Source organism: Fodinicurvata sp. EGI_FJ10296 (assembly GCF_040712075.1).
GTDB lineage: Bacteria > Pseudomonadota > Alphaproteobacteria > DSM-16000 > Inquilinaceae > JBFCVL01.
The window spans coordinates 109,527-129,337 of sequence record NZ_JBFCVL010000006.1; the positions used below are offsets into that span (position 1 = coordinate 109,527).

17 protein-coding genes are annotated in these 19,811 nt (G+C 60.9%); 8 read left to right on the forward strand and 9 right to left on the reverse strand.

What is annotated here, in order from left to right; genetic code table 11:
* The first annotated feature begins 262 nt into the window (after positions 1 to 262).
* From ABZ728_RS14260 to ABZ728_RS14280, 5 genes are all read left to right on the forward strand, one after another.
* Positions 263 to 1,363, forward strand: coding sequence for an ABC transporter substrate-binding protein (locus ABZ728_RS14260; protein WP_366656876.1), 1,101 nt, complete (start codon positions 263 to 265; stop codon positions 1,361 to 1,363).
* Positions 1,364 to 1,366: 3 nt separating this feature from the next.
* Positions 1,367 to 2,434, forward strand: coding sequence for an ABC transporter ATP-binding protein (locus ABZ728_RS14265; RefSeq protein WP_366656877.1), 1,068 nt, complete (start codon positions 1,367 to 1,369; stop codon positions 2,432 to 2,434).
* Entirely contained in the window at positions 2,431 to 3,306 is an 876-nt protein-coding gene (locus tag ABZ728_RS14270; RefSeq protein WP_366656879.1) for an ABC transporter permease, read from the forward strand. The genes ABZ728_RS14265 and ABZ728_RS14270 overlap by 4 nt, the downstream gene beginning before the upstream one ends.
* Entirely contained in the window at positions 3,303 to 4,112 is an 810-nt protein-coding gene (locus tag ABZ728_RS14275; RefSeq protein ID WP_366656880.1) for an ABC transporter permease, read from the forward strand. Before ABZ728_RS14270 ends, ABZ728_RS14275 begins: the two co-directional genes overlap by 4 nt.
* Before the next feature lie 77 nt (positions 4,113 to 4,189).
* Positions 4,190 to 6,130, forward strand: coding sequence for a PAS-domain containing protein (locus ABZ728_RS14280; protein ID WP_366656881.1), 1,941 nt, complete (start codon positions 4,190 to 4,192; stop codon positions 6,128 to 6,130).
* A 55-nt stretch (positions 6,131 to 6,185) separates the two neighbouring features.
* On the opposite strand, the gene ABZ728_RS14285 is transcribed toward ABZ728_RS14280, so the two are convergent.
* Complete coding sequence (locus tag ABZ728_RS14285) at positions 6,186 to 6,371, reverse strand: PLDc N-terminal domain-containing protein (RefSeq protein ID WP_366656882.1); 186 nt, start codon at positions 6,369 to 6,371, stop codon at positions 6,186 to 6,188.
* A gap of 92 nt (positions 6,372 to 6,463) precedes the next feature.
* Positions 6,464 to 7,408, reverse strand: a complete 945-nt coding sequence (locus ABZ728_RS14290) for a LysR family transcriptional regulator (RefSeq protein WP_366656883.1) — start codon at positions 7,406 to 7,408, stop codon at positions 6,464 to 6,466.
* 138 nt (positions 7,409 to 7,546) lie between these two features.
* Here ABZ728_RS14290 and ABZ728_RS14295 point away from each other — a divergent pair, with 138 nt between their 5' ends.
* The 3 genes from ABZ728_RS14295 (at position 7,547) to ABZ728_RS14305 (ending at position 11,787) form a co-directional block, all read left to right on the forward strand.
* Entirely contained in the window at positions 7,547 to 8,416 is an 870-nt protein-coding gene (locus ABZ728_RS14295) for a hypothetical protein (protein ID WP_366656884.1), read from the forward strand.
* Between the two features lie 38 nt (positions 8,417 to 8,454).
* Positions 8,455 to 9,804 (forward strand): Xaa-Pro peptidase family protein, encoded by a 1,350-nt coding sequence (locus tag ABZ728_RS14300; protein WP_366656885.1) that lies wholly within the window; start codon positions 8,455 to 8,457, stop codon positions 9,802 to 9,804.
* 324 nt (positions 9,805 to 10,128) lie between these two features.
* Positions 10,129 to 11,787: a hypothetical protein gene (locus tag ABZ728_RS14305; protein ID WP_366656886.1), complete on the forward strand. Its 1,659-nt coding sequence runs from the start codon at positions 10,129 to 10,131 to the stop codon at positions 11,785 to 11,787.
* A gap of 122 nt (positions 11,788 to 11,909) precedes the next feature.
* On the opposite strand, the gene ABZ728_RS14310 is transcribed toward ABZ728_RS14305, so the two are convergent.
* The 7 genes from ABZ728_RS14310 to ABZ728_RS14340 form a co-directional block, all read right to left on the reverse strand.
* Entirely contained in the window at positions 11,910 to 12,719 is an 810-nt protein-coding gene (locus ABZ728_RS14310; protein WP_366656887.1) for a nitrilase-related carbon-nitrogen hydrolase, read from the reverse strand.
* Between the two features lie 77 nt (positions 12,720 to 12,796).
* Positions 12,797 to 13,702: a glycine betaine ABC transporter substrate-binding protein gene (locus tag ABZ728_RS14315; protein ID WP_366656888.1), complete on the reverse strand. Its 906-nt coding sequence runs from the start codon at positions 13,700 to 13,702 to the stop codon at positions 12,797 to 12,799.
* Positions 13,703 to 13,740: 38 nt separating this feature from the next.
* Complete coding sequence (locus tag ABZ728_RS14320; RefSeq protein ID WP_366656889.1) at positions 13,741 to 14,481, reverse strand: ABC transporter permease; 741 nt, start codon at positions 14,479 to 14,481, stop codon at positions 13,741 to 13,743.
* A 4-nt stretch (positions 14,482 to 14,485) separates the two neighbouring features.
* A complete protein-coding gene (locus tag ABZ728_RS14325; protein WP_366656890.1) occupies positions 14,486 to 15,619 on the reverse strand; it encodes an ABC transporter ATP-binding protein in 1,134 nt (377 codons plus the stop codon).
* A gap of 87 nt (positions 15,620 to 15,706) precedes the next feature.
* Positions 15,707 to 16,372 carry an ABC transporter permease gene (locus ABZ728_RS14330; protein ID WP_366656891.1) on the reverse strand — a complete coding sequence of 222 codons (666 nt, stop codon included), beginning with the start codon at positions 16,370 to 16,372 and terminating at the stop codon, positions 15,707 to 15,709.
* A gap of 226 nt (positions 16,373 to 16,598) precedes the next feature.
* Positions 16,599 to 17,999, reverse strand: coding sequence for a formimidoylglutamate deiminase (locus ABZ728_RS14335; RefSeq protein WP_366656892.1), 1,401 nt, complete (start codon positions 17,997 to 17,999; stop codon positions 16,599 to 16,601).
* 115 nt (positions 18,000 to 18,114) lie between these two features.
* Positions 18,115 to 19,755, reverse strand: a complete 1,641-nt coding sequence (locus tag ABZ728_RS14340; RefSeq protein WP_366656893.1) for an ATP-binding protein — start codon at positions 19,753 to 19,755, stop codon at positions 18,115 to 18,117.
* Between the last annotated feature and the right edge of the window lie 56 nt (positions 19,756 to 19,811).

A 19,811-nucleotide genomic window follows, 5' to 3' on the forward strand; every position in this document is an offset into this window, starting at 1 on the left:
CCGGTGTCTTCCCGATCGTCCGAATTCCATTTTTGGCTACGGTATACAAAGGACGTTTAGGGCTCAAGCCTCGAATTGTTATTCGCGTGTGTTGCGTCGGTCATCAGCATTTCGGGCATTCGTCCGCTTGTGCCGCAGCGCGGGAGTATGGTTCCATACATGGAGAATAAGAGGACCGCGAATGTGACGGACCATCCGACGGCATCCGAATGGCATTCGGGATCCGACGACCAATGAGGCAAGTCCGGGAGGCGAATCTGGCATGACCAAATCGATCTATCGCTACGAGCCGACGCGGCGCACGCTGATCAAGGTGGGCGCGACAGCAGCGGCTGCGGGCATCGTCGCCGGGCGGGCGCCGGCCATCATCGCCGCCGATCGCTCGATCCGAATCGGATCCTATGGCGGCTATTTCGAGGAAAGCTTCGTCTCTCACATTTATCCGGGCTTCACCGATGCTACCGGCATTGCGGTCGAATCCGTTCCCGAGCCGACCGGTGAGGCCTGGCTGATCCAGCTTCAGCAGGCGGCACGGGCAGGCCAGGCGCCGGCCGACGTGTCGATGATGGCGCAGGGGCCAATGCTGCGCGGCATCAATGCCGGACTCTGGCAGCCGTTCGATCCCGGTCGCCTGCCGAACGTCGATCCGATATCGGAGTCGTTCCTCAACCGGACCGAGGATGGCGAACTCGTCGGCGTTCCGGCGGTGGCGTGGTTCATCACCCTGGTGACCAACACCGACAGCTATCCCGAAGCGCCGACCAGCTGGGCCGACATGTGGGACCCGGCCAACGAAGGCCGCGTCGGGCTGCTGGCATTGCCGAGCAATTCGTTCCTGCTGGAGATTACGGCAAGCACCTTTTTCGGCGGCACCGACATTCTGTCGACTGAGGACGGATTGACGGAAGTCATGGAGAAGCTCGCCGAGATCCGGAGCAATGTGGCTCTCTGGTATCGGGACGAAGGGCAGTTCCAGAACGCGCTGCAATCCGGTGAAATCCCGATGGGGCAGTATTACCACGATGTTGCTGGTCTGGCGGCGGCGGATGGGTTCCCCGTGCGCTCGACATTCCCCGAAGAAGGCGGCGTCAGCGATCGGGGATCCTGGGCGGTCACGACGGCGTCGGAAAAGCTCGACGAGGCGCACGAGTTCATCAATTACATGTGCCAGCCGGATATCCAGGACATTCTTGCCCGCCAGGTGGGCACGGCACCGGTCATCCCCCGCGACCTGACCTCGCTGACGGACGCGGAGTTCGACGCGGTTTCCAGCGAAATCGAACCGATCATTCCCCGTTACGATCTCTATCTGGAGCAGGGCGACGAGCTGAACCAGCGCTGGACCGAAATGATCACCGGATAATCCATGCCAGATCTGACGATAGAGCACGTCTCCAAGCGGTTTGGAGGCGTGACGGCGCTTGACGATGTGTCGTTGTCGCTGCCTGAGGGCGAGCTGATCTGCTTTCTCGGCCCCTCGGGCTGCGGCAAGACCACCCTGCTGCGGATCCTGGCGGGGCTGGAGACGCCGGGTCGCGGGCGCGTCGTGCTGGGCGGCGACGACATTACCGGACTTCCGGCGCATCGCCGGGGGTTCGGCATGGTGTTCCAGTCGCTGGCGCTTTTCGATCACCTGAACGTCGGCGACAACATCGCGTATCCACTGGCCGTGCGCGGTCAGGATCGCCGCCGCCGCAGGGAACGGGTAGCAGAGTTGCTGTCGATGGTGCGGCTGGATGGCATGGAGGGCCGGCACATCGCCCAGCTTTCCGGCGGCCAGCGCCAGAGGGTGGCGATCGCGCGCGCCCTGGCGATGGCGCCGGATGTGTTTCTGCTCGATGAGCCGCTTTCCGCCCTGGACGCCAAGCTGCGTGAGGCCATGCAGATCGAATTGCGGCTGCTGCAAAGGCGGCTGGGCGTTACGACCGTACTTGTAACCCATGATCAGCGCGAAGCGATGACACTGGCCGACCGGATCGTCGTCATGAGCGATCAGCGCATTCAGCAGATCGGCGCGCCGGGCGAGATCTATCGTCGGCCCGCCAATCGATTCGTCGCGGACTTCATTGGTGCCGGAACGCTGATCGCCGGTACATGGCGGGGCGACGCCGCCGAGACCGCAATCGGTATCATCCGCGCAACGCCGCCGGAGGACCCGGTTGCGGACGGAGAGGCAATTACGGTGCTGGTGCGGCCGGAGGACGTCACTGTTGCACCGGCCACCGGCGAGACGGCGGAGACCGGTGAGGTTACGGTTTTCGACGGCCGCGTCTCCTTCGTTCGCGATCTCGGTTCGACCGTGGAGATCATGACCGAAATCGGGGATCAGACCGTTCTGTCCATGACGCCTGCCGACCGATTGCCGGACCTGGTGCCCGGCGATCGGGCCAAAGTCATCCTGCCGGCCGACCGTAGCCGGGTGCTGACGTCATGAGAGCCGGGGAGCAATCCGCAGCAAAGCCCGGCGCTGCGGGCTATGTCGCGATGCTGGTGCCGGTGGCGGCGTTGGCGGTCTTCTTTCTGGTGCCATTCGGCATCATGATCGCCGTCAGCTTCTACGAACGGATTCCCGACGGTTTTTACGAACCCGGATTCGAGCTGACGCATTATCGGCGTTTCCTGTCCGATCTCTTCCTGCGCGTGCTTGTCTTTTCGGTCGGTGTCTCGGCGGTCTCGGCGGCAATCTGCGTCATTGTCGGCGTGCCGCTGGCCTATGCGATCGCGACGTTGCGTCGCCCGATGCAAACGGCATGGCTGGTGTTCATCGTGGCGATCCTGTCACTGTCCGAAGTGATCATCGGCTTTTCCTGGTCGATGCTGCTGTCGCGCACGGCCGGCATATCCAATCTGTTCGTGTCGGCCGGGATTCTCGACGCGCCCGTTGCCTATAGCCCGGGTCTCCTCGCCCTGCTGTCGGGCATGGTGTTCCTGGCGCTGCCATATTCCGTTCTCGTGCTGTATCCGGCGGTTTCGCGTCTCGATCCGATGGCTGCGGAGGCGGCGCGTACGCTCGGCGCCACGCCCGCGCGGGCCTTTCTGACGGTCACCGTTCCGTCGTTGCGCGGTGCCATTCTGGCAACGGCCATCATGGTGTTCGTGTTCACCCTTGGCGTCTATCTGCTGCCCCAGCTTCTGGGTCAGCCCAGCCACTGGACGCTTTCGGTACTGATCACCGATCAGGCAATTTTCCAGTCCAACCTTCCGTTTGCGGCGGCGCTGGCGGTATTTCTGATGCTGGTCAGCCTGACGCTGATAGCGGTCACGCTGATGATCGGTCAGGTTCGACGGCGGGAAGCGGTGTCATGAGATCAGTCGACAAGGCCCTGCGGACCACCTTTCTGACGGTGATCGCCCTGTTCCTGATGGCGCCGATCGTTGTCGTGACGGGTGTTTCCCTGAATGCAGGACGCAGATTGCTGTTTCCGCCGGACGGGCTTTCGCTGGAATGGTATTTCGAGATCGTCGCGGATGATGGCTGGTTCGGCGCTGTGGTCAACTCGCTGACGATCGCGGCGTCGGCGGCGGCGCTGTCGGTCGTGATCGCGTTGCCGCTGGCATGGTTTCTCTGGCGCTACAAGGTCCGGTATGCCCGGGCGTTGTTTGCGCTGGGCGTCGCGCCGTTCCTGCTGCCGCCGGTGATCACGGCGCTTGGGTTCCTGATCTTCTGGAACGAGGTCGGACTGTATGGCCGGATGTCGGCCACCATAATTTCCCACGCGGTATTCTTCGTCACCCTTCCCATGGTGACGATTTCGCTGGGCTTTGAATCGATCGACCCCGAAAAAGTAGAGGTCGCACGCACATTGGGCGCTGACGAGCGCACGGTTTTTCGGACCGTCGTCCTGCCGCTTGTCAGGCCGTATATGATCTCCGGATATGCGTTCGCATTCGTCTTGAGCCTGAACGAATACATCGTCGCCTATATGGTCGCCGGCTTTACGGTCGAGACTCTGCCGATCCGCATATTCAATTCCTTGCGCTATGGCTATACGCCTGTGATGGCCTCGGTGGCTGTGGCGTTCGTGGCCGTGGCCGTCGTGATTTTCGCGCTGGTGGCCCGTTTTGGCGATCTTCCCCGACTGCTGGGCCGAACCCGCCCTATCGACGATTGACGCAGCAATCAGGCGTACCCGGTCCGTGAACCGAGGCGAGCGTTGGCTCTTTAAACCTATAGTTGTAAAAACGCCGATTGCTTCATGCAGTTCGGTGTCGGTATAAAGCGCATTCTCAGAGTAGGGTATTGAGAATGCAAAAAAGAGATTCGCTTTTTAGAGAAGTTGCCGATGCCATGCCGCATATCCTTTGGATGGCGACGTCGGATGGCGTGGTAGACTACATGAATAAAGCGTATTTCGACTTTGTTGGTGTCTCCGAAGCCGATCTGGATCCCAACGATTGGCCCGGAATGGTGCATTGCGACGACCGGGCTCGCGTTCTCGAACAATGGACTGCCGCGACAGAGTCGGGGCAGCCATACTCGGCTGAATTTCGGTTGTGCTATCGCGACGGATCGTTTCGCTGGGTCGTCGACAGCGCCAACCCGGTTATCGACGGCGACGGCAGCATTTCGGGCTGGTACGGCGTCATCACAGATATCAACGACCGCAAACAGGCCGAAGAAGAGCTCGGCGAGCGGGAGCAGCGATTACAGGATTTTCTCGATACTGCCGGCGATTGGCTTTGGGAAACGGACGCGGAGCATCGCTTTATTTATATGTCTCCGCACAGCCAATGGACGGACATCCAGCACACCAACAATATCGGAAGAAGGCGCTCCGATTTTGCCGAATTCCCGAGCGCGGAATCCGAACGTGCGCATCTTGCCGATCTGGCCGCCCGGCGGCCCTTTCGGGATGTCGAGTACCGCAGGCGTACCGACGACGGCCAGATCCGGTATATCCGGATTTCCGGCAAACCCGTGTTCGGGCCGGACGGAACCTTTCGCGGATATCGGGGCAGTGGCTCCGACATTACCAGAATGGTCCGGGCGCAGGCGGATGTTGCGGAACAACAGGCGTTTCTGAAGACGACGCTGAATCATATGGCGCAAGGTATTCTGGTCATCGACGCCGAGGCGCGCGTGAAACTCGCCAATCCGCAGTTCCTGGAAATGATGGATGTGCCGGACAGGATCGCAGATGAGGGCGTCGCGTTCGAGGAAGTCGTCAGGTACAACGCCAGCCGGGGCGTGTATGGGGATGGCGACGTCGAGGAACTGGTGCAGGCCCGCCTGCGCAGGATGCACCAGGACATCGCCTATAAATTCGAACAGCGGTCGCCCGGCGGCCAAACCATCGAAGTGCTCTGCGCGCCCCGGCCCGAGGGGGGGTTCGTCAACACCTATACCGATATAACGGCGCGCAAGAGGATCGAGGCATCACTGGAGACCGCCCGGCTGGAAGCAGAATCGGCCAACCAGGCCAAATCTGCCTTTCTGGCAGCCATGAGCCATGAGTTGAGGACGCCGCTCAACGCGATCATCGGCTTTGCCGATATCATCAGCGGCAAGCAGTTCGGCGCCGATCTCGACCGATATGTCGACTATGCCAGCGACATCGGCGAAAGCGGAAGGCTGTTGCTCAAGATCATCAATGATATACTGGATATCTCAAAGATTGAGGCTGGTGTTGAAATCAGCATGTCGCCTCAGCGTGTGAACGTCGTTCGTGTCACAACAGACGTATTTCGCCTTCTGAGAAATCAGGCAACGAACAAGGGAATCCACCTTTCAAATGAACTGGTAGCCGATTTCCCTGAAGCATTCTGCGACAGGCAAAAGCTGTATCAAATACTCGTCAATATTATTGGCAATTCGCTAAAATTTTCATATGAACGATCGACAGTCAGCGTATTTGGTAAATCCGATGGCCACTTCGTCGAACTTAGTTTTGCCGATCAGGGTATTGGCATGACCGAAGATGAAATGGAAAATGCCTTCGACCCCTTTTATTGCGCCGACATGACGACGAGCCGGAAACATGATGGGGCTGGGTTGGGACTCCCGATCGTGAAGCATTTCGTCGAACTGCAGAACGGGACCGTCAAGCTGGCCAGTAAACGCAACGTCGGGACGACAGTCACTATCCGCCTGCCGAAATGGGTCGAGCCGCAGATCGACCCGGCGGACTGAACAGTCGCCGTCGAGATCGGCGCCGCAAGCCCGGAGTTCGTCTTTCCCGTTGAAATTATGAGCTTCCGCTTTTCGGCCCAAGTAAGAGCCAAAGGATGAATCCGAGGAGCGGAAAAATAAGGATAAGGACGACCCACAGAACTTTCCGCCCGATCGATGCTGTGCTCTGAAATGTGCTGATAATTGCCCATATATTCAGGATTAGAAGAATAATTCCAAAAAATCCGAGTTCGAGACCCATATCATTTCCTTCGTATTCGTGTTGCGCCAGCCTGTCCGAACGCCGTTGGGGTGCAATCTCCTATCGCGGGCGTGGCGCCGTGTCGAGAGGCTTCAGATTGGTGTTGCTGATTGCGGAATAAAGGTTTGAAAACCGCTGACAGTATCGCTTTCCACCACTGTTTGCTCCAGCCGGCGACACAACGCGTCGATCGCCGGGCCGCTTCTGCCCGGTGTCCGGTGCAGTTCGATCTCCACTGTGCCGAGTGCGGGCAATCCCATGGCATCGGGTACCACATTGCAGCCGTCCGGTATGCTGCGCGGCGTCTTTACCGTCAGTGCCAGCCCGGCTTGTACTGGCAGGTTGATTCCTGTCGGCGACTGGCTCGTATAGTGGGCAATCCAGGGTATGCGCTCCTGACCCAGGGCAGCGACGGCATGCGCCCGAAAGACGCAGCCCTCCGGGTTCAAGGCGAGTGGCAGAGGTGGGGCCAGAGGTGAGTCCGGAGCCCCTGAAGCAGAAGTGGCAGGCACTGCTGCATTCGATGCCACGATGGAATCCGCGGCCACCCAGACAAGCTGCTCACGCCCGATCAGCCGCCCCGTGCTGGATGGCAGGTGGCGCACCGCCAGAACGACATCCAGGGATCCGTCCTCCAGTTGAGCCATCAAGGTCAGGCTGGTGGCGCAGATGATCTCCAGTCGGGTGTCGGGAAAATCGCTGGCGTATCGGGGCAGCAATTCCGGAAGATAGGCAGAGGCCTGCTCCTCGGATATGCCCAGCCGGATCGTCTCGCCGCGTGGCGCGGTTGCCATGGCGCGTGAGGCTTCGTCGGTCATTTTCAGGATGTTGCGCGCATAGGGCAAAAGACGTCGGCCGTGCTCGGTCAGCGCAACACTGCGACTGGTGCGCAGAAACAGTTGCACCTCCATTCGGTCTTCCAGCCGTTTGATCTGGAGGCTGACAGCTGATTGCGTTCTGTTGAGGATTTTCCCGGCCAGGCTGAAGCCGCCACTATCCGCAACCGTCACGAACGCCCGGAACAGGTCCGTGTCCATCCGCCTTCCTCCGCCGCTCTGCATAAATTAATAATCGTTATAAAAACCATATCTACTATTCATTTTCGTTATCGTCAATCGATCGGTACGCTACCTTCGGGATTTGGGAATGAATGGAACTAGTGAGGGGAGCCTGAGATGAAACCGACCGACGCCCACCCACTGGCCGGGTTGATCGACCTGGGTCGCTACCCGATTTCAGCGCTGGAAAGCGAAGACGGGCAAGCTCTGATCGATTCCTGCCGGGCGCAACTTGCCGAAGACGGATGCGTTATCCTGAAGAATTTCGTCCCGCGCGACCAGTTGGGCCGGCTGGAAGCCGACACCGAGCGGTTGGCGCCCGACGCGCACTACAACCAGACCGAGACCAACCCCTACAATGCCGAGGGCGACGACAGTCTTCCGGCGTCGCACCCGATGAACCGGTTTGACGACCGGACGAACGGATTTGTTGCCGGGGACCGCATCGGCCAGGAAACGATCATCCGGGCGCTCTACCACGACACCAGCTTCAAGCGGTTCATTGCCGCCGTTGTCGGCATGGACGAAATCCATGAATATGCCGATCCGCTGGCTGGCCTCGTGGTGAATGTACTCCGCGAAGGCTGCCAGCATCCGTGGCACTTCGACACCAATGACTTCATCGTCACGATGCTGACGAAAGAGCCGGAGGGTGGTGGCCTCTTCGAATACGCCCCCGCCCTGCGCAGCGCGAAATCGGAGAATTTCGAGGCCGTAGAGCGGGTCCTGGACGGCGACAAAACGGTCCTGAAGTCGTTGCCCCTGGGGCCGGGGGACCTTCAGATATTTTTTGGACGCCATGCGCTGCATCGCGTCACGCCCGTCGAAGGTGCCAAGGAGCGCCATACGGTCATTTTCGGCTATGCGCGTGAACCGGGCTTCATCGGGCGCCCGGAACGCGCAATGAAGATCTTCGGGCGAATGGCGCCTGTCCACGAACGTATGCTGCAGGAAGGCGTGACGCGCACCGATTCCCTCGCCGACTGACCTGGGACGGCCGATCCAGCACACCGCCGGGAGATTACATGACCGATACCAATTCAGGCACTGGCCGGGAACTCGTCACAGATCACGACCAGGCCGACGACGGCCCGCTCAGAACCATCGAATTCGACCAGCTGACGGATCGCGAGCCGTCGACAATTCCCATCGTCCCGTCGGCACCGATGGCGAATGGCGATTCCATTCCCACGGCCTTCGACCCCGTCGCTCTCAGGAGGGGCCGGCTGGAACGGCTTCGCGCGATGATGGGCGAACGCGGCTATGACGCGCTGGTGCTGCTCGACCCCTATAACCAGCGTTACGCAACGGGCTCGCGCAATATGTTCGGATATTTTCTCCGGAATTCGACCCGTTATTTCCTGGTCATGCGGGATGGTCCGGTCATCCTGTTCGAATATCCCGGCAGTGCGCATGTGTCGACATGGCTGGAAACGATCGACGAATCGCGGACATCGAAGATCGTCTGGTCTGCGGTCAATCAGCGAGATGATGTCAGCGCCGATCCGTTCGGGCAGGAGATCGCCGATCTCATGCAAACCCATTGCAGCGGCCGCTCGATCGGGCTGGACCGATGCACCTTGGGGCTTGCCAGATCTCTGGAGGCCCATGGTCTGGACGTGCGGGATTGCATGCAGGACACGTTGCATTGCCGCCGGATCAAGACGGCTGAAGAGGTCGCGTGCCTTGCCCAATCAATGGCGAGCAGTGAAGCCGCCGTGGCCCGGGTCGAGGCGATGCTGCGTCCTGGCCTGACCGAAAACGACCTGTTCGCCGAGATGTATGGGGAAGTCATCCGGCAGGGCGGCGAATTCATCGAGACGCGCCTGATATCGTCGGGCCCCCGCACCAATCCCTGGTTCAACGAAGCCAGTGATCGGGTAATCCGGCCGGGCGAACTGGTGGCATTGGACACCGATACCATCGGCTGTCACGGATACTATTCCGATTTCAGCCGCACATTCCATGTCGGTCCCGGCAAACCGACAGCGTACCAGCGAATGCTCTATCAGATGGCCTGGGATCAGGTGCACCATAATATGTCGATCCTGAAGCCGGGAATGAACTTCCGCGAAATTGCCGAGAATGCCTGGCCAATACCCGAGCGCTTCGTCGACCGTCGGTATCCCTCGATCATTCACGGTGTCGGCATGCATGGAGAGACACCGCTCGTTGCCCATGCCATGGATTTCGATCGGTTCTCCCGCGATGACATGCTGGAGCCCGGCATGGTCGTTTCCGTGGAAAGCTATATCGGCGAGGTCGGTGGCTCCGACGGCGTCAAACTGGAAGAAGAGGTGCTGATCACGGAAACCGGGATCGAGAAAATATCTCGCTACCCGTACGATGAAGCGCTGCTCGGGCGCGAGGTGTGATCGGACCAGCCCGGATCGAACGTGGCCGGATCGTGTGGCCAGTGTTCGAAGGATTGTGCAGACCGGAATGACCTGCTCGACATCCTGATGCTGGAACTCAATAGAAGAGTGTAACCGCGCAAAGATCGGTCGGCATTCGCGCGTCCGTGCAATATAGCATTGCCCTGTGCGACCTGATTGTTATTGTGTCCACTCTATAAGCATCAAGAACTGGAACGAATACGGGTGGGCGCGATGTCTCGATATGGTAGCGGAATCCTGGTAGCTGGTTTGCTCGGTTGTTCAACTGCGGTGTCAGCTGTGGCGTCGGACCGTGTAAATATCATGGTGTTCGACGCCTCCGGTTCGATGTGGGCTCAAATGGAGGACGGCCGGTCGCGGATCGAGATCGCGCGCGAGGTGATTGCGGAATTTGCCGAGACACGGGACGCATCAGTTCCAATCGGTGTTGTTGCATACGGTCATAATCGCCGTGGCGACTGTGGCGATATCCAGACGCTCTTGCCGATTGGCGAATATGGTGGCGGAGAATTCTCCGATACGCTGAATGCGCTCAACCCGCGTGGCATGACGCCCTTGACGGATTCGCTGGCCATGGCGCGCGACATGATCCCGCCAACCGCCGAAGCGGCGGACCTTGTCCTGGTTACCGACGGTCTTGAGAACTGCGATGGCGATCCCTGTGCGCTGGCGCGGGATATCGCCGCCGAAGGCATCGATATTCGGGCCCACATCGTCGGCTTCGCCCTGAGCCATGATGAGACGGCGACGCTCAATTGCGTACCGGAAGAGACGGGTGGGCAGTTGTTCACGACGAACTCCGGCTCCGAGTTGTCGGCCGCGCTGACTCAGATCAGCGAAGCTCAGCCCGCGCTGCCGGCAGAAATTCCCGTCGAACTGCGTGCTCTGGATGCCCGCGACATGAGACCGGTAGGCGGAGCAGAGTGGCGCGTGGTCGATAACGAGACGGGCGAGGAGGCTTTCTTCGGCCGTGAACGCGGTATCATCGATCTGGAACTGCCATCAGGCGCATACACCGTGACGGCCTCGACCCCGAGTTCCGAAGGTGAGGCCCGGTTCGACCTTGCGGCGGATTTCGAAGGGCCGGTCGATGTCGAATTGATCAAGGTTCTCGCCACGCTCCAGTTGCGTGCCGAAGATGCCGAAACCGGCGATACGGTCGAGGGCGTCGAATGGACGGTGATGAATCTGGCGTCGGAAGAGGCCGAGACCTTTGACACTGAAGCCCAGGTTTATCCCCTCCATACTGATCCCGGCGATTATCGCATTGAAGCCGTCTCCGGAGATCGCGAAGGCGGTGTCGTTGTCTCGGCCGATCTGGACGAGGATCTCGACGTTAACGTCCCCATCGGCGCGGACGCGATTCCCGAGGTCACCCTGTCCGCCCCGGAATCGGTGTCGATCGGTGAGAGCTTCGAGATCGAGTTGAGTGATGCTGTGTCCGGTTATCTTGTGCTGGTTTCTCCCGACCGTGCCGAGGACGATATCGTTTCCCGCTATCAGAGGATGCGCAATTCGATCAGTGACGATACCATCATATCCAGACGTGCCCCGGAGGAGGCGGGTATGGTGGAAGCGCGTCTGCATTGGGGTGATGAGGCCTTGCTTATTGCTTCGGCCCTGATCGAAGTCGTCGATGCCGATGTGACGTTGGATGCTCCTGCCGAGGCCGAGGCCGGCCAGGACCTCATCATCAATCTGGGTGGCGGCGTATCCGGCTATGTGGTGATCGTCGAAGCCGGCCGGCCGGTTGGCGATACTGTCTCGCGCTATCAGCGAATCAGCAATTCGGTCGACGGCGCGGGGGAGATAACCCGCACAGCGCCTAATGAAACGGGTGAGTACGAAATTCGGTACTACTCCAACAATGAGCATCGGCTGCTGGCGCAATCCCCCCTGCAGGTCATAGAGATCGAAAGCGAGGCGAGCCTGGACGCATCAGCCGAAGCCGAGGGAGGATAGACACTCGATCCTGCCTGGACCGGTCTGGCGCTGATCGGATTTGGGCTCGCCGCCATCGACGGGCGGGCATTCAGGAGGGCGCTGTCGTTGTCGCGTCGGCGGAGGCTGGCCAGCCGTCGATACTAGAAGCCGGCGCTGTCGCGGTGCGTCGGAAGGTCGAACCGGGCCTGAGCGATCGTATCGCGCTCGATCGTCGCCGCAACGACCTCTTCCCGGTCGCCCGCTGAGGCCAGTATATTGCCGCGTGGACCATAGACGGCGCTGCCGCCCCAGAAGTGAACATCGCCTTCAGGGCCATAGCGATTGGCAAAAGCAATCGGCGTCGAATACATCATGGCGTAGAAACCCAGCGCCACCCCCCAGTTGCGTTCGTTCGAGAATGCGGACGAAACGATAGCGGTCGCAGAGTTGGCAGGCGCCAGCACGAGATCCGGGCGCTGTGCCATCGTCTGATGGACGAGAGCCGGATTCCACAGATCCGCGCAGACCAGTGCAGCGGCGCTCCATTGCTGATCGACGTCGAAAACCATTGGTTGGGTCCCTTTGTGGAACCACTTGCCTTCTTCCAATCCACCGTATGTCGGCAGATTGATCTTGCGGTGGACCGCGACGACCCGTCCGTGGCGGAGAATGGCGGCGGCATTGTAGCAGGCACCCGGGCCCGCGTTTTCAACGAACCCGACCACCGTCGTCATGTCGCCCGACGCGGCGGCGAGCCGGACCAGAGGCGGTGCCGAGGCCGGCATGGCCGTTTCCAGTGTGCGCCTGCCCAATGCGTACCCGGTCAACGATAATTCAGGGAACACAAGCACGTCGACGCCGCGGTCCCGGCTGTCGGCGATCATTGATTCGTGGTTGCGCGCATTGGCGTCGATGGCGGCCAGAACGCTGTTCATCTGAGCAACGGCCACGGTCAGGGTATCGCGCGCCATAGCCGCTCCTGTCGGATTCCGGCCGGGCGGTCGGGATCCGGCTTCGATGCCGACCCGAACCGCCCGCCTGTTGGTTGTCAGATCAGGTCGTTCCCGGTCAGAAAGTCTTCTGCCACCTGCTCGATCGAGACGCGCTCGACGTCGACCGTGGCGTTCAGGGCGGCCATCGTGGCGTCGTCCAGTAGCGCCGATAGGGCATTGAGCTGGTCGGCAAGGTCAGGATGCGCTTCGAGGGTCTCGGCGCGGATGACGGGCGTCAGCGCGTAAGCCGGAAAATAGGACCGGTCGTCTTCCAGCACGGTAAGGTCGAACGCCGGAATTCGGCCATCGGTGGCGAACACCAGAGCCACATCGACCTGCGCGTCGCGCACAGCCGGATAGGTCAGGCCGGAATCCATGCGGCTGACATTCGGGCGACCGAATTCGAAGTCGTATGCGGCCTGCAGCGGGCGCAGGCCGTCGTCGCGTGCGTAGAATTCCGCATTCGAGGCCAATGTCAGGGTTTCTCCGCCATTGATCGCGTCGGCGAGATCACTGATCGTCGCAATGCCGCGTTCAGCAGCATCGTCGGCGCGCATCGCGAATGCATAGGTGTTGTTGGCCTCCGATGGATCGAGCCAGACGAGACCGATTTCACTGTCGAGATCGCGGACGCGCTCGTAGGTCTCTTCCGGCGTCAGCGTTTCGGTGATATCGTTATAGTTGATCAGCGATGTTCCGGTATATTCCCAGTAGAGGTCGATCTGGCCGTTTTCCTGCGCCTGACGCAGCACGGCCGATCCCATGCCCGCATTGCTGTCGACGTCATAGCCGAGATGATCCAGATACTGAGCCGTCATGGCAGTGAGAATCTGTTGTTCGGTGAAGTTCTTGCCGCCGACGACGATTTCCTCCGCCGAAGCGGTCGTTGCGGCCAATGCCAGCAACGAGCCCGCTGCCATACCGGCAATTGCGGAACCTGGCCGGGCATTTTGCATCATCATATGAAATCTCCTTTTGATTGGTGCGTAGGTCGTCATCGTCATTCGCGGGGTGCGACCCCGCGCGGGACTGCCAGAACCGCAATGGCGGCAACGAGAGCGTCGACGGCAATGGCCAGCATGGCGGTCGGGATCGCGCCGGCCAGCATCATGGGTGTGTCGTAGAGGTCGATGCCGGTGAATATCAGTTCGCCCAACCCGCCGCCGCCGATGAGGAAGGCCAGCGGAACTGTTCCGACATTGATGGCGAGCGCCGTTCGAATGCCGGCGAAGATCACCGTCAGGGCATTGGGGATTTCCACCTTGAGCAGCCGCTGAAACGGTGACAGGCCCAGGCCGTTCGCGGCTTCGAGCAGCGCCGGCGCAACGCCCTGGAGCCCCGTATAGGTGTTGCGGGTGATGGGCAGCATGGTCGCGATCGTCAGCGCGAAGACGGCCGGTACCGTGCCGATGCCAAGGAAGCTCATCGACAGCGCCAGAACCGCCAGCGTCGGGATCGTCGTTCCGATGTTCAGAAGCTGCATCGCCGGTTCGGCGAGCCGGCGCGCGGACTGGCGCGACAGGACGACGCCCAGCGGCACGGCGATGAGGATCGCCAGCCCCCCGGAAACCGCGGTCAGCTGCATATGTTGAATAGCCAGATAGCGGATATCGGGAAGGTAGAAGATCATCTCGTCGAGGAAGCCGGATGACTGGATCCAGATGCCGGCGGCGAAAAAGGCCGAGCAGGCGCCGATGAAGAGCGCGGGACGCATGCTGGCTGCCGAAACGGGTAAGGTCATCGGATCACGCAGCCCGCCTGGAGCGTTTCACGCGGCTGGCCAGGTGGTGGGTCATCGCCCGCTGCGTGATCTGTCCGCAAGCCCGTCCGCTGTCATCGACGCAGGGCAGCCACGTCACGTCATTCGCGAACATCTCCGACGCCACCTTTCGCAGATCGTCATCCAGGCCGATGACGGCCAGCAGACCCTGATAGTGATCGCGGCATTGCCCGCGCATGGTCTGCGCGATTGCCCTGGATACGAGTCCGACAGGACGACGGTCCTCGTCGACCATCAGGATGGCGTGGGAATATCCATGGGCATCCATCTTTTCCATGGCGGTCTGCAGGCTGTCACCGGGCGCCACCGTCGCCAGATCGTCGCTGACGATGTCCCGCACGCGCGTCAGGTTGAGACGCTTCAGAGCCCGGTCCTCACCAAGGAAGGATTCGACGAAGGCATTGGCGGGGGCAGACAGCAGGTCGTCCGGGGCGTCGTGCTGGACGAGCTTTCCGGTCCGGAAAATCGCCACGCTCGACCCCATTTTTATGGCCTCGTCGATATCGTGGCTCACGAACAGGATGGTCTTCTTCAATGCTCGCTGCATCTTCAGGAATTCATCCTGAATCGTTGCCCGATTAATCGGGTCGATGGCACCGAAAGGTTCGTCCATCAGCATGACCGGGGGATCGGCAGCAAGCGCCCGCGCCACGCCCACCCGCTGCTGCTGACCGCCGGAGAGTTCATATGGGTATCTCTTCAGGAAGGTTTCGGCATCGAGCGCGACGATGTCCATCAGTTCGCGTGCCCGGCGTGTATAGCGGGCCTTGTCCCAGCCCAGCAGGCGCGGAACGACCGTGATGTTTTCCGCGATCGTCATGTTCGGAAACAGCCCGATCTGCTGAATCACATAGCCGATATTGCGGCGCAGCGTTTCGGTATCGAGGCCGGTCGTGTCCTCACCGTTGATGAAGACGCTGCCCGAGGTCGGCGGCACGATCCGGTTGATCATTTTCAGCGTCGTCGTCTTGCCGCAGCCCGACGGCCCCAGAAGGACGCAAGTGTCGCCGCCCGGCACGTCCAGAGTGATATGGTCGGCCGCGGTCACGGGTCCGTTGGGTGTCTCGAAGATCTTGGTCAGATTGTCGAGCCGGATCATGGGCCGGTCCTTCCTGCTGGTCGGGACGCCGGAGCGGCGTTGAACTGTCGATCGCGTTTGCGTTGCGGTGTGATGTGATTATCGATTTCAGGGGCCGCCGGCCGTCACCTTCATGCCCATTGGCGTCAATCGCTTCTGCAGATAGTGCAGCGCATAGTCCGCGATGACCGCCAGCAGGCTGACCGCCAGAGCCCCGGCAATGAGCTGGCGCGGGTCGGACTGCGAAATCCCGCGGCTGATCAACGTGCCAAGGCCGCCCGCGCCGATATAGGCGGCAATGGCCATCACGCCGATGTTCAGGACGACGGCCGTACGGACACCTGCCATGATGACCGGGATGGCGATCGGAATTTCGACCATTCTGAGCCGCTGTGCGGCGCCCATGCCGAGGCCGCGGGCCGCTTCGCGCAGGGCGGGATCGACAGTCCGGATGGCGGTATAAGTGTTCCGGATGATCGGCAGTTGCGAGTACAACAATACGGCGATGATTGCCGGTACTTGTCCGATACCATGGCCGATGGTCGACAGTATCGGGATCATGAGGCCGAACAATGCGATCGACGGAATGGTGATCATGATGGAAGCGACGTACAGGACGGCTTTCGCCGCGCGTTCGTTCCGCGTGATGGCGATGCCGATCGGAACACCGGTCAGCGTCGCGATACCGACGGCTATTCCCACCAGAACGCTGTGTTCGACCAATCGTGCGAAGATCAGGTCAAACTGATCGACGATGAAGAGAAGGACTTCCAAGAATTATCTCCCGTACAAGACCGGTTCGGTAGTCACCGGTCGTTCCAGGGTTTCGGCACGCTCTGTCCGCAATAGGAGCTGACGTGCTCTCTTTTTCTACTAAATGGCGAGCCGCAGGGGAAGAAAAAATCAGCTATTTGGCTATAAATTTATTATTGTTATCTTATTGATAGTGGTCGGTCATAGCGCCGGAAACGATCGATAATCCGAAACTGTGGTGCGCGGCCTAACTGCGGTCGACGGTCGACCGCACCGCTTCACGAAAGCGGGTCAGAATCGCCTCCTCGCCGGGGTGCTGTCCATCCCTGATGCGCCAATGGCCACCGACCATGACATCCCTGACCGGCAGCGTCGGTGCTGCGTACAGCGCGCCGTCGATCATGTCCGTGGGGTCGGTGGGGTCGATATGGGCCGAAGCCGGCGAGAGCGTGACCAGATCAGCCCGATACCCTTCGGCGATGCGGCCGGTTTCGCGGCCGAGAGCCTGCGCACCGCCATCCAGAGCCGCCGTCAGCATGCGGGCGCCGGCGGATCCGGTCGCGGTCGCGATTGGAATGCGACGCTGTCGGGTCAGCCGCTGCCCATAATCGAGCAGCCGGAGTTCTCCGGCGGCATTGATTTCGACGTTGCTGTCTGAGCCGACGCCGAACTTCCCGCCGGCATTGACGTAGTCGGTCAACGGGAACACGCCGTCACCGAGATTGGCCTCGGTTGTCGGGCATAGTCCGGCGACGGCGTCGCTTGCGGCCAGTTGGCGGGTTTCGGAGGCGTCCATGTGCGTGGCATGGATAAGGCACCAGCGCCCATCCACCGGAGCATGGTTCAAAAGCCATTCGACCGGCCGCTGTCCGCACCATTCGAGACAGTCGTCGACTTCTTTCGTTTGCTCGGCGACGTGCATGTGAATGGGTGTCATCGTATCGTCGGCCTGAACGCCGGCAATGATGGCCGATAGTGACTCCGGCGTGACGGCGCGCAGGCTGTGCGGCGCCGCTCCGATCCGGATGTCGCGGGAATGCCGCTCAAGCCGGCGCAGGCGGTCAACCATATCCAGATATCCGTCGATCGTCTGGGTAAAGCGCTTTTGCTCGACCAGTGGCGGCTGGCCGCCGAAGCCGCCCTGCGCATAGAAGACGGGGAGGTGAGTGACCGCGATCCCGGCCGTCTGCGCGGCGGCGACGATCCTGCCCGACATCTCGGTCGGATCGTCATAGCTTCCGCCGTCGCGATCGTTGTGCAGGTAATGGAATTCGCCGACTGACGTATATCCGGCCTTCAGCATCTCCAGATAGGCTTGGGCCGCGATGGCCTGCAGGCAGTCGGGATCGACCGCGTTGGCAACCTCATACATCAGCGTTCGCCAGCTCCAGAAATCCTGCTTGCCGGCGCTGTGCCTTTCGGCACGGCCGGCCATGGCGCGTTGGAACGCGTGCGAATGAAGATTGGCCAGACCCGGAATGACCGGTGCGGATATCGATTCGACCCGGGCGTCGTCAAGCGGTGGTGTCGACTGCGAGGAGCTGCCGGACGAAACGTTGTTTATGATGCCGGAATCATCGACAGACACGGTAACATCAGCGGCCCAACCTGTCGGGAGAAAGGCGTGGTCGAAGCGATAGATTTTCATCGATGAGTCCCGCGCCAGTTGGAGATTGGCCGACAAATCGCGCTGAAACGGCCTTGTGCCACCCCTTATTGCAGTTGGGGCAACGCCAAGGCAAGGCTGCGGCGCAATGCCGGTGCTATTCGCGGAAGGTCGCTGGCATCGATAGCATCGCCCGGGTGCCGGCATTCTCGCGGCTGATGAAATCGATCGTGGCGTTCATGGCCTGGGCGAGCCGCGTTGAAATGGCGAGGCCGAGTCCGACGCCGCTGCCGGCAGCATGCTCACGGTCCGACCCCTGCAGGAAAGGTTCCCCCAGTCTGAGCAGTACCTTTTTGGGCATCCCGATCCCCTGATCGGCCACTTCGGCGATCCACTGCCGCCCGTCGTCGGAAAGCCGTGTCGTCACCTCGATCGTGGAGTCAGGCGGAGAGAACTTTACCGCATTGCCGAGCAGATTGATCAGTATCTGGCGGCAATACCGGCTGTCACCGGTCACCGGCGCCCGTTCCGGACAGTGCTGGTCGATCGAAATCGATCGTGCCTGAGCTTGCGGCGCGACCATACGCACGGCTTCGGCAATGCGGTCGCGCAAGTCGAACTGCTCTTCGACCGGTTTGATCGGCCGGGCCTCCAGGGTGCTGAGGTCGAGAATGCCCTCGATCAGGCTGAGCAGGTGATGTCCCGCCTCGTTAATGCTGTCGGCATAACCGACATAGCGGTCATCGCCCAGAGGGCCGAACATATGATCCTTCAATACGTCGCTCATACCGATGATCGCGTTGAGCGGTGTGCGCAACTCGTGGCTCATATGGGCGAGAAACAGGGTCTTGGCCCGGCTTGCTTCCTGGGCTTCATGCGATTTCGCCAGCAGCCGGTTCTCGTATGACAGGATTTCCGACATGTCCCGGACGATCATGACGTATCGCGTGAACTTGCCCGGTTCCGCCTTGCCGATCGTGGCAAGTACAGGGAATGTTTCGCCGTTGCGCCGCATCGCGTGGGTCCGGCGCCAGTCGCCGGATGTCAGCGCATGAGCGGCGGCGGCGGCATGGTTGCGGCCGCCGCTTGTGGTCGCGAAGGTGCGGTGTTGTGCATCGGGCGGGATCAGCGGCAGCAGCGAGCCGCCGATCATTTGTTCCCGATTCCAACCGAACATCGCTTCGGCCGCTGGTGTGAATCCCGTCACCAGATAGTGTTCGTCAAGCACGACGATCGCGTCGTGGGAGGCATTGATGATTGCCGTCAGCTTGACTTCCTGGTCGCGCAGTTCCTGTGCCGTCCGGATCAGCGTCAACTCGTCTGCGACGATTGCCGAAAGCGATGAAAGGAATCGGATATCGCGGGTCGTGAACGCCCGCGGCCGGGTGTCGACGGCGGCGACGGTACCGAGCCGGCGGCCCGACGGCATGATGATCGGTGCGCCGGCATAGGCGCGAATCCAGGGCGAGGACGTGACAAGCGGATTGTCCCTGAAGCGATCGTCCTCCTGCGCGTCTGTCACGACAACCGGAAAATCGCCGCGGATGGTCTGGTCGCAGAAGGCCCAGGCCCTCGGCGTTTCGGTCTCTGCGAAGCCACGCCGCGCCTTGAACCATTGCCGGTCGGCATCGATCATGGTCACCAGGGCCGTCGGGACATCCATCGTGTCGCGGATCAGATCGACGATTCGTTCGAACCTCGGGTCCGGCGGCGTATCGAGGACACCCAGAGTGCGCAGTTCTTCGACCCGGTAGCTTTCGGCGGAGTCATCCGGTTCGTGCGATCGCTTCGCTGCCATTCGGTGATGATCTCGCTGAAGGTGTCTGCCCAACGCCCATCGAGGATGCATTGGAT